The sequence below is a fragment of the Lacticaseibacillus suilingensis genome (genome assembly GCF_016861845.1).
Lineage (GTDB): Bacteria > Bacillota > Bacilli > Lactobacillales > Lactobacillaceae > Lacticaseibacillus > Lacticaseibacillus suilingensis.
Window position 1 is genome coordinate 1 of record NZ_BOLV01000031.1, and the last position, 7,755, is coordinate 7,755.

The 7,755-nt window shown below is 46.2% G+C and carries 9 protein-coding genes; 2 read left to right on the top strand and 7 right to left on the bottom strand.

All coding sequences use genetic code 11. The features are described 5' to 3' along the window. Window positions 1-109: 109 nt before the first annotated feature. From JUF11_RS12275 to mazE, 7 genes are all read right to left on the bottom strand, one after another. Window positions 110-1,243: a hypothetical protein gene (locus JUF11_RS12275; protein ID WP_204119830.1), complete on the bottom strand. Its 1,134-nt coding sequence runs from the start codon at window positions 1,241-1,243 to the stop codon at window positions 110-112. 18 nt (window positions 1,244-1,261) lie between these two features. After that, a complete protein-coding gene (locus tag JUF11_RS12280; protein ID WP_204119831.1) occupies window positions 1,262-1,468 on the bottom strand; it encodes a hypothetical protein in 207 nt (68 codons plus the stop codon). A 123-nt stretch (window positions 1,469-1,591) separates the two neighbouring features. Next, a complete protein-coding gene (locus JUF11_RS12285; RefSeq protein ID WP_204119832.1) occupies window positions 1,592-1,849 on the bottom strand; it encodes a hypothetical protein in 258 nt (85 codons plus the stop codon). Window positions 1,850-2,418: 569 nt separating this feature from the next. After that, a complete protein-coding gene (locus JUF11_RS13405) occupies window positions 2,419-2,661 on the bottom strand; it encodes a hypothetical protein (RefSeq protein WP_203664196.1) in 243 nt (80 codons plus the stop codon). 503 nt (window positions 2,662-3,164) lie between these two features. Next, a complete protein-coding gene (locus tag JUF11_RS12295) occupies window positions 3,165-4,292 on the bottom strand; it encodes a replication initiator protein A (RefSeq protein ID WP_204119833.1) in 1,128 nt (375 codons plus the stop codon). A 999-nt stretch (window positions 4,293-5,291) separates the two neighbouring features. Then, the gene (locus JUF11_RS12300) at window positions 5,292-5,654 is read right to left on the bottom strand and encodes a type II toxin-antitoxin system PemK/MazF family toxin (protein WP_204119834.1); all 363 of its coding nucleotides are present in this window, start codon (window positions 5,652-5,654) and stop codon (window positions 5,292-5,294) included. Continuing rightward, the gene (mazE, locus tag JUF11_RS12305; protein WP_204119835.1) at window positions 5,641-5,865 is read right to left on the bottom strand and encodes a type II toxin-antitoxin system PemI/MazE family antitoxin; all 225 of its coding nucleotides are present in this window, start codon (window positions 5,863-5,865) and stop codon (window positions 5,641-5,643) included. The genes JUF11_RS12300 and mazE overlap by 14 nt, the downstream gene beginning before the upstream one ends. A 487-nt stretch (window positions 5,866-6,352) precedes the next feature. On the opposite strand from mazE, the gene JUF11_RS12310 reads away from it, so the two are divergent. Together JUF11_RS12310 and JUF11_RS12315 are read left to right on the top strand one after the other, a co-directional pair. Next, a complete protein-coding gene (locus JUF11_RS12310; RefSeq protein WP_125582984.1) occupies window positions 6,353-7,177 on the top strand; it encodes a ParA family protein in 825 nt (274 codons plus the stop codon). A gap of 5 nt (window positions 7,178-7,182) precedes the next feature. Beyond that, window positions 7,183-7,623, top strand: coding sequence for a hypothetical protein (locus JUF11_RS12315; protein WP_204119836.1), 441 nt, complete (start codon window positions 7,183-7,185; stop codon window positions 7,621-7,623). Window positions 7,624-7,755: the final 132 nt, after the last annotated feature.

A 7,755-nucleotide genomic window follows, 5' to 3' on the forward strand; every position in this document is an offset into this window, starting at 1 on the left:
AAGGTCAGAATGGAAGACAAAGAAAAAGAGAAAGCCTAATAGATCAACTTTCTCTTGACTGATGGTAGAAAAAAGCCTGACTAGTTGTCAGGCAAATCAGATGAATTGTTTAGTCTGTGAACTCCCACGAATACATCACAGTACCATCCTGATATGGAACAGAGTACGCATGAGCTATGCGAGCTCTACCAGCATCAAGTTCTCTGTCTAAAGCTTTGTTCATTGCGGCCATTGCCGCTTGCATTGTTGAGTAAACGCCATTGGAGACATTCCATCCAGCTTCTGGCGCGTGTGGCTTCTTGGCAGGTTGTGGCTTGGTAGCCGTCCCGGATCCAGTTGAACCCCCAGTAGAAGGACGGTTTGTTGTGCCATGTGAGCTTGAGGCTGCTGGCCGCGAATTTGTGGTGCTACTGGTGGTCGTCCGCCCCGTTGTTCGTGTAGCAGTCTGGCTACCGCTTGAAGCCGTAGTCCCTGTTGAAGTGTTCTTCTTAGCAGCGGCTTGGGCTTGCTGCGCTGGCGTTGGGTTCTTAACTTCAGCCACAGTTCCATCGGTCTTGGTTACTGTCCCATCCGCTGCAACTTTCGGTAGCTTTGGCAACCAGTAGTCCTCAAAAGCCTTGAGCTTAACAGCCTTAATAGCCGTTGTAGCGGCATTTATCTTCTGCTGGTCAGGATCGCCAGTAGTCGCGGTGTTGATAGCCTTGATCGCCTTCACTTCCCCATCAATCAAGTCAACATCTGCTTTGATGGTCTTAGAATACTTTGGCAATGCCTTCGCCACAGCGGCGTATTGCGTAGACAGAGTGGTATTGTCATACTTCGCATCCGTGATCACTTGCTTGTCGCCTAGTGCAGTTTTGATGCTGGCTTGAATAGCAATGACGTGCTTAATTGCTGCAATGCGATTCTTGCTTAACTTCAATGTCCTCTTTTGACTCTTGGTTAGATCACCACGGAGCTTGTAGACTTTCTTGTACTGCTTGCTTGCAGCAGCGACCTTAGCCTCAGTAACGTGCTTACTTGGGAGCTCGTACAGCTTGTTCTCGAAGAGACCCCGTACATCCTTTTCCAGAGTCTCTATCGCAACCGTTGTATCATCATTGGTGGTTGTCTGGGCTGTGGTTTTTGCCCGCAGGCCGTAAGCGTCATTGCTATCATTAGGATCAGACTGCCTGCCGTGATTGTCGCCTTTTTCATTTCTATCTCCCCCATATCCTCGCGATTTATCCAACAGCCTAGCCAATCAGCCAGGCGCTCTTTTCTATTGCATCCTTTTGAGCTTCAGCTTTGCATCCAAGTAACGTTGTGCATCATCTGGGAGTACCGGCCTTATCGCATCTGTTTCACCTGGCCTCAAGGCTGTTGTGTAATACCCGTGATCAACCATCTTGTAGCGAACACCCTTAGCCAAGGTCTTAATTGGCCGCCCAAGGCCGTCAAATATTTGCTTTTCTTGTTCTTTGAGCATTATTGTCACCTTCCTTAGTGGCTTACATGGCAACACACTGTCCTCATACTGGAGGAATTGTCTTGTCGAGAGACGAAAGGATAAAGGAACACTGTGCTGTCGTGTAAGCCGCCAAAGTAACAGCTACACATGTACCGCTTCTGGGTTCCTATCCAGAATCCAAAACGTATCGACGCGGTTATCATGCTTCTTGTAAACTCTTGTTACACCCGTGGCCAAGCGCGTCACGTTGCTCAAAATACCAACTTCAGATGCAGTGATTGGTCGCCCATTCGCTTGCCGGTACTGAGCATAATCCTGATAGGTCGCACTACCTGAGTGCTGCTTTAGAAAGTCGGTGAGCTGGCCCACCACTAATTGTACACGTTCTGTCTGTCGCATTAGTTTACCTCCTACGGTTCGTACTTTTGCGTGTGAAATATGCCTACGCTTAACACGTAGGGTTTAACGTCTTCGCTACTTCCGTTTAGTTTTTAGAGTTCATTTTTATAGTTCATATTGTTGTATTTTGACATCAGCATTTCATCCGGCTTTAGGCCCTGAGTCGGACTGACCTTAGCAGCTATGCTGCATGACAAGAGGCTTTTGGCGTGCGCCCCTATGACCTTTCCCGCCTTTTCATGTCCTCACAATGGCATTCACCGTCTAGCGATTAAGTGCAACGTTGATCATATCAGCGCCCATCAAGTGCCTTGCCGCCTAAGCGACTAGTGAGGTGGCTCGTTTTGAATCTGGGTCACGTCTTCTTGTAGTGTGCGTGGATCTCACGCGAATCTGTCCCTGGCTGTGTGTCCCGCATTAAGAGTGACCAGAAGCGGGCAGGGATAAAGGTATTCAGTTGTCAAAGGACGGACGTGCCTGCGGCCAGCGGTTGATGCCACTAGTTCAACGCGTCATAGAGGTGGTGTGCTGGTTAAGCGCACGCATATTTCACACACGTTGTTGCTAGATTAGATTGCGCCTGGCGGTATCGTCGTCAGTTTGTCGCGCGGATGTTTCCGGTGTGCGATGGCACGATGCTGCGAGTTATACACGGTACGGATGCTGGGATAGATACGCTCTAGAAGGACATGCTGGCCCTGGAAGCGATCGTACAAACGACCGTCACCCAGATTGATGAAATAGCGGTGATCCCAAGTGCGGATTGCTGCTGCACTATGTACTAGATCTTCAATGGCTACATATCTTCCCATTTTTCCACCCTACCCTTGCTTTAAGCATTAACCTCCGCCACATAAATTGCGAGTGGGACGAGAAAAAGGGAGGTCACAGGCTTCCCCGCGACCTCCCTCGGTACATCCTTCACTTACAGTTTCCCTGCTTGAAGCGATGGTGCTGCTTCCACACATGGTAAGCTTGTAAATGCTGTAGATGTACAGTAGGGGGTAGTCACTCAGGAAGTTTTGATTCCATCGTGTGACTCCGAATTTGCGCTTAAACCGGGTTGATAGCCCGGTCAGCACTTTCGGTTAGCCCACTTTTTTTGTGCCATAGAGACACTCGCAATTTACACCTTCAGAATATCAGACCTTTCGCAAAAGTCAACGTTAAATATTTTTCAATATTTTGTAAGCGTTATCCCGAAGGCTGTTATGTTGCGCAAACCCTTGTCAAATCACAACTATGCCAGGCTAGACTTCGTAAATCGAACACATGTTCGTTCTACAAACTTATAATACCGCACCATTTCACCAAGTCAAGCATTCGCTTGCTTGTGCTCCCGTTGCCGCCGACGGGCCCGGTTTACTTCACGGGCTTCCATCCGGGCTTGCTTGCCCGTCCGCGCGTCAGCAAAGCGATCCCGTAGGTCACGCAAAGCCGACCGATCAGCATCGGTTTTGGACTGATAGGTAAGTTGGCGAATTGACTCATTTTCAAAGACTTCCTTCATCGCGCCGTAGAGGTAGTTATCAACGTTGCGGATGGAACGCTCGCTGCGGCCGTCGAGTTGATCTTTCCAGCGCATAACAACTCGCAGCAGTGCCTTGTTAAGCTCGTCCTGCAAGTCTTCGGTGACCAAGTAGGTATCGTACTCTAATTCAGCGTCACGCTTGGCATTCAGGACAATGCCAACACGCTCACGCGCTTCCTTGAGCGTATGACTCCACTTGCCGATGAGTTGAAGACTGCTGCGACTCAAGATGTTTCCAGTTACTTCAGGGTCGATGCTGTCCGCAAAGTTATCCAGGAGCGTTCTCTCTAACGCCTGATCCTGTTCTGGGTTTTGCACTGGGGCATGTTCGCTCGTTGGCGAAACAGACTCATGCAATTCCAAATCAGGCGTCTCTGTCTCTTTAAGGTCTCTAGTAAGGTATCTAGAACTTGATTCTAGATTGCTTCCACTTTTCGGAATTCCAGAAAGTGGAACTCCTTTATCCATGACGTTTGTTGGAGTTCCACTTTCTGGAAGTCTGCTTTCTGAAACGTTGTGAAGTGCCTTTTCGACGGGATCATGGTTGTAACTTTCGGTAGTATCAATTTCGAGTTCAGCGAGATAAAGATGATTTGGTTGATGCAGGCCCATTTGTTTTTGAGCGAGCAATCCGGCCTCCTCAAGTTCATGCTTAACCTTGACCACAGTCGAGTGGCCGCAATTTAGGATGCTTTCGAGGTCCTTTATCGTGTAGATAAAGAAGACGTTGTCGTCAGCGTCTACCCAACTGTTCGATACTGAAAACTGCAAGCGATCCTGGAGAGCCATGTAGGCAATCTTTGCCTTGTCGCTGAGTGTTCGATATTTTTCGGCGTAAAGAAGCGCCGCCGGAAATTTGAAGAATTGGGTCTTGTAGACTGTCGCCTTTTTTGTATAGTGGAAATTCGACATAATTGCTCCTCCTGTTATGCTGACACGCAAAAGAGTCCCCTGCGTTTCCGCAGACGACTCTAATTACAAACAGAAGTAGTTCAGGGCTAGAATACCCTATAACCAATTTGACTGCAATGATTATGGCAGCTTACACGAGATAATGCTATAATGACTTCGGATGTGTTGTGTAAGATGCCTGGTCTGCGGATCAGGCATTTTCTTTATATTTGGAGCGTAACACTGCGCCTTTCAAGTTACAACAATAAAAATACTTTCCGTATACCGTATACTAAAACTATTTCCGTATACGGTATACTAAAACGAAGGCATCGGTATACGGTATACGGAAACTCAGCTTTGCGTATACCGTATACGGAAAAAGAAAAGACCGCTATATCGGTTAAAGCTACAGAGAACGAACGGGAACGTCACCAATACATTTCGTATACCGTATACGAGAACTGCAATTTTACACGTATACGGTATACGAAAATTAAGGCAATCAACAAAAACGTGCTGAAAAGTTTTTTGAACAACCTGAGCAATTGTGGAGACTACTCGACGAAAAGCAGCAAAGGGTCACATGCTTGAACAAAAAATTACAACCTGCTGGATTCGATTAGAGACTTGGCAAGAGATGTGCTGATCTACAATCAAATCACAATAGAGGTTACCATTTGCTGAACATACAAAGAACCTTGCCATATCTGGGAAAGTTAAGTAAGTCATACCGGGGACGTAAAGTGCCGCCTTTTTTTCTATTCTGTTAGTTATCTTTCCGTATACGGTATACGAAAACTGGCATTAATGTATACCGTATACGGAAAATGAAAGTACTGGAACATTAGAAAAATCGACAAATGACGCACGTCAGTGTCATAAATACATTACGTATACCGTATACGTAAATAGTTTCGGTATACGGTATACGTAAAGTACAAAAAGAGACATATTCACATCAAGAATTTTTTTACGAAAAAAGGCCGATGTTACTCAGCCTTTGATGGAACTGTGCTCTTACGATTCAGTCGCGTTGATGATATCGTTGATGGTCTGCAATGTTTGCGCTAGTGTGTCCGCAGCAACGTGCTCAATCTGCTCAAAATGACGGCGGCGAAAATCAAATGTGTGAAATTGAAGTGGGTTGACGTAGCCATCCGTTTTTTTCTGGTGCAGCGGAACTAATAACCCGGTGGCGTTTAGCCAATTGCCTTCAGCGTGGCTAATAGGGCAAACGACTGCAAGACCAGTCATTTTCGCGTATTTGGCGTTACTGACGACAAGAGCTGGCCGGCGTTTCTGTATCTCCTTGCCTGCACTCGGGTCGAAGCTGGCGCTCACGATGTCGCCTTTGTGTGGGATATATTCAGCTCCACTCACTATTCAGAACCTCCTGGTCACCAAGGACCTCGTTTTGTTTGAGATCTGCGTTATACCAGTCGCCCTCAAATGGGTTACGGTGTTTCGGAATAAACACGATGGCGCCGTCGGCTTTACGTTGAACCTCAAATTCTTGTCCTTCTTCGACGAGAAGTTGCTTTGGTACAGTAAGCGTCACGGAATGGCCGACTTTCCTTGCTTTCACTTTCATCTAAACCACTCCTTTCGTATACACGTAGTATACACCCGCCCGTGTTTAATGTCTATTATCGGTTTTTCTATCAGTTCTGAGTATTAATCAATTTCCGTATACCGTATACGCGTAGAGAACCAACGAGAAGACGATTCCAGCCTATTTTGTTGAACAATAGAAGATGTGGTTGGGACTTCAGATAAGTTGATTTTTGTCTCTGCGGGTGTTGGGCGGAGCAGCTTATATTTGAAATGCCAGGGGAGCATACACAGTACTTCCCTTTTTTGTCGTGCATGGCAGAGCGCGTTTACGTATACCGTATGCCGAAATAGTTTACGTATACCGTATACATGAACTATTTTACGTATACGGTATACGGGAATTAATGTTTTTAAATCCTTGATATGCAGGTATTTATAAACAGATTATTTTTCGTATACGGTATTGACTTGTGACTTTTATTTCCGTATACTGAAAGTAAACTAAGCGTTAAGGAGAAGATAGTATGGCAGCGAGAACATTTACGGTAGGAAACTTTAAAGGTGGCGTGGGTAAGACAAAAATAGCGACTATGCTTGCGTACGACAATGCTGAAGTTCGTAATGAGAAGACGTTATTGGTTGACTTGGATCCGCAGGCAAACGCTAGCGATGTTCTAGCAAAGTCATTTGGCTTAAGCTCATTAGACAAGACAATTATGGACGGAATCAATGCCAACGATTTTAACGAGGCAATCACGCACCTATCCGATAATCTTGACCTTATTGCCTGCACAACAAACTTTTCAACCTTTGAAAAATATGTTATCCAAGGCTTTTCGGATGAAGCTGATCAGGTTACAGTCCTCAAGAACTTGCTAGATCCTATTAAAGACAAGTACCAGGCCATTTTCCTGGATGTGCCGCCGACCATTTCGGTTTTCTCAGACAATGCAATGGCTGCCAGCGACTACTCCATCATCGCATTCCAGACGGTCGACGAGTCCCTGCAGGGGGTTAAGAAGTACGTTAGCTACCAGAACTTTATGGCGCAGCACTACGGTGTTTCCTTACAGGTCATTGATATTATTCCTTGCATGCTCACGTCAGACGACAAGCTGGATCACGATGTGCTGAGTGAGGCGCGAGAGGAATTTGGCGATACGGTATCTTCTACTGTCATCAAGTATCAAAAGCGATTGAAGGGCTATTCTCGGACAGGTATCACCTTGAACCGTAACCGAAATGGCAACTTTGAACAATGGGATTATCGTGCACACGCAGGGTTCATTGATCTACTGAACGAACTCGATGCTCGTGACGAGTTTGTACAGAGTAGTAAGGAGGCGTAAGAAGCATGGCAACACGCAATGAATTTCCCACCCCAAAGAACAGTAAACCTAAAGCATTTACGCAGCTTGTGAGGCAGCCAAAACCGGCGGTCACCATTGCAGGAGATAATGATTTTTCAAGAGGTGGGTTGACCCCGCCTAAGCAAAGGGAAAAGGAAGAAACACAAAAACGCGTAGAAAAGAAGAAGGTATCCATTGGTCGCCCAAAGAAAGACCCGTTGTACACCGCCACGTTGCCTCAACGCATCTCACCAGCCACCAAAGCTAAACTAGATGTCTTGCAGGAATATGTCACGGAGTTAAGCGCAGTAGATACCAAAGTCACCTTTGACGTACTAGTTAGCGCCCTGGCGGACGCATATGTCAATCAAAGACTTTCGACAGCAAAGGTTGAGCATTTCCGGGACGAGTTTGATCTTGCGCTGAAACAGGTAATGGGAAAGTAGACTTTAAAAACAAGGTAAATGTGTAAACCGAAAAGCGTTCAACTACTAAAGTACCAAAGTACCAAAGTACCAAAGTACCAAAGTACCAAAGTACCAAAGTACCAAAGTACCAAAGTACCAAAGTACCAAAGT

Bases quoted from the DNA above. Each gene is read 5' to 3' on its own strand.
- JUF11_RS12280 (WP_204119831.1), bottom strand. From the start codon at position 1,468: ATGCTCAAAGAACAAGAAAAGCAAATATTTGACGGCCTTGGGCGGCCA.
- JUF11_RS12285 (WP_204119832.1), bottom strand. From the start codon at position 1,849: ATGCGACAGACAGAACGTGTACAATTAGTGGTGGGCCAGCTCACCGAC.
- JUF11_RS13405 (WP_203664196.1), bottom strand. From the start codon at position 2,661: ATGGGAAGATATGTAGCCATTGAAGATCTAGTACATAGTGCAGCAGCA.
- JUF11_RS12295 (WP_204119833.1), bottom strand. From the start codon at position 4,292: ATGTCGAATTTCCACTATACAAAAAAGGCGACAGTCTACAAGACCCAA.
- mazE (WP_204119835.1), bottom strand. From the start codon at position 5,865: ATGAAAGTGAAAGCAAGGAAAGTCGGCCATTCCGTGACGCTTACTGTA.
- JUF11_RS12310 (WP_125582984.1), top strand. From the start codon at position 6,353: ATGGCAGCGAGAACATTTACGGTAGGAAACTTTAAAGGTGGCGTGGGT.
- JUF11_RS12315 (WP_204119836.1), top strand. From the start codon at position 7,183: ATGGCAACACGCAATGAATTTCCCACCCCAAAGAACAGTAAACCTAAA.